The 1811-nt window shown below is 71.1% G+C and carries 2 protein-coding genes; one reads left to right on the top strand and one right to left on the bottom strand.

Going from position 1 to position 1811, the window contains the following annotated elements; all coding sequences use genetic code 11:
- Positions 1-257, top strand: a 257-nt coding sequence (locus tag DSP71_RS22995) for an LPXTG cell wall anchor domain-containing protein (protein ID WP_258546229.1), incomplete at its 5' end; no start/stop codon positions are given.
- A 75-nt stretch (positions 258-332) separates the two neighbouring features.
- Here DSP71_RS22995 and DSP71_RS22990 read toward each other — a convergent pair.
- The coding region (locus DSP71_RS22990) for a LuxR C-terminal-related transcriptional regulator (protein WP_181800643.1) at positions 333-1811 on the bottom strand (1479 nt) is incomplete at its 5' end.

Below are 1811 nucleotides of genomic sequence, written 5' to 3'. Positions count from 1 at the left end.
GCGTGACGATCACCTACTCCGTGACCGTGCATGCGAACGCGGCGGGTGCGACTCTCCGCAACGCGGCTGTGGGCACGGCCACCCCTCCCGGCGGTGGGACGATCACGCCGCCGCCCAGCACGACCGAGAACCCGGTGCTGACGCCGCTCGCGCTCACCGGTGGAATCCTCGCGCCCTGGGTGCTGGGTCTTGCGATCGCTCTGCTGCTCGGCGGTGCCGTGCTGCTGATCCTGCGTCGACGCCGCTCCCAGGCCTGACGGTCATGAAAGAAGGCCCCGCCCGTCGAACTCGACGGGCGGGGCCTTCCGTGTCTTCCCCGGAAGGGTCTGCGCTTACTCCGGCAGGAGACCGTGACGCGCCGCCTGCTCCACCGCTTCGGTGCGGTTGTGCGCGCCGAGCTTGCGGTAGATGCTGCGGAGCTGTGTCTTGAGGGTGTTCTGCGAGACGCGCAGCTCCAGGGCGATCGCAGGAAGAGATGCGCCGGAGGTGAGGGCGCGCAGCACGACCTGCTCGCGTGACGACAGGCGGGGTCGGGCCGCGAATGACGGCAGCGCGGATCGCAGCGGGAACGTCCCACGGCCGGTCGGGTCGAGGTCGGCTCGCACCGTGCCGAAGTCCTCCGCGCTCAGCAGCACGAGGGGAGTGGTGAGGCCCCGATCGGCGAGTTGGGCGTTCAGCGCCTCGCTCGACGGTTGCGCGGCCGCCGGCGACACCCGGTGCAGGGCGGCGCTCTGCACCGCCGAGGCCTCTGCGCGTTCCCTGGCGTTCGTGGGGCGCAGGCGGGTCTGTCCCAGAAGCCGGACCACGTCGGCCGCCTTGCCGTCGATGAGGGCCAGGCGTGCCCGCTTCAGGACGGTCGCGAAGCGGTCGGGGATCGCATCCCGCTGCACCACGGCCTTGGCCGCGTTCACGTCACCGAGGGCGAGATGGAGGAGGATCCGGGGGCGCGACAGCGCCTGGCGCACGTGCGGTGCACCGGCCTCCTTGCCCCGCAGGCGCGCGAACGATTCCAGGCGTTCCAATCCCGCGGCGGCGTCGCCCTCGTGCAGAGCGATCCATGCCTCGACGGAGGCCATCGTCGTCCAGTGCTCGCTGGTCGCGCGGTACGGCTCGAAGTACCTGATGTGCTGCTTCGCGGCAGCGAGATCGCCGTCCTCCACCGCCAGCATGGCCTCGGCCACACGGTAGAACGTGCCGCGGTAGCTGTCGAGCAGCGCCGCGTCCCAGCCGCCGTCTCTGATCAGGGAGACGTAGTGCCTGGCCTCGGGGAGGTCTCCGTTCAAGGCGTGCACGCCGGCGAGGAGGCAGATGCCGTGGAAGGCGTTGCTGCCCCCGTGCGCGGCGGCGAGGGCGGTGGCCTGCTCCCAGAGGTGGATGGCCTCCTCCTGCTGCCCGCCGTAGTAGAGGGAGATGCCGAGGTGCGTGCACAGCAGCGGCATGTCGCGGGCGTACTGCTGCCACTGCGATTCCGGGGTCTCGTTGAACAGGGCCAGAGATCGGGCTGCCACCTGTGCGGCGCGCTCCGGTCGTCCGATGGCGCGCAGCGACGCACTCTCGGCCGCCCAGATGAAGATCCGCTCCGTGGCCGAGAGCGTGGTCCGGCGGGCGTTCGCGGCCGCCACCGCGATGCGCAGCAGCTGGTGTCCGCGCTGGCGCCGCAGGCGGCTGGGCTTCAGGCACATCCCGAGCAGCATGGCCACCAGCGGCTCCTGCTTCAGCCGTGCCACCGGTACGTCGCCGAGCAGTTCGACGACACCGTTCCGATCTCGGTGCAGCAGTCGGTTCCACCCCGACATCGTGACGTGGGTCGC

Origin of the sequence: Microbacterium sp. H6 (assembly GCF_003314775.1) — a bacterium.
GTDB lineage: Bacteria > Actinomycetota > Actinomycetes > Actinomycetales > Microbacteriaceae > Microbacterium > Microbacterium oxydans.
The sequence above is the reverse complement of the archived record's forward strand: the minus strand, read 5'-3'. Positions and strand labels throughout refer to the sequence as shown.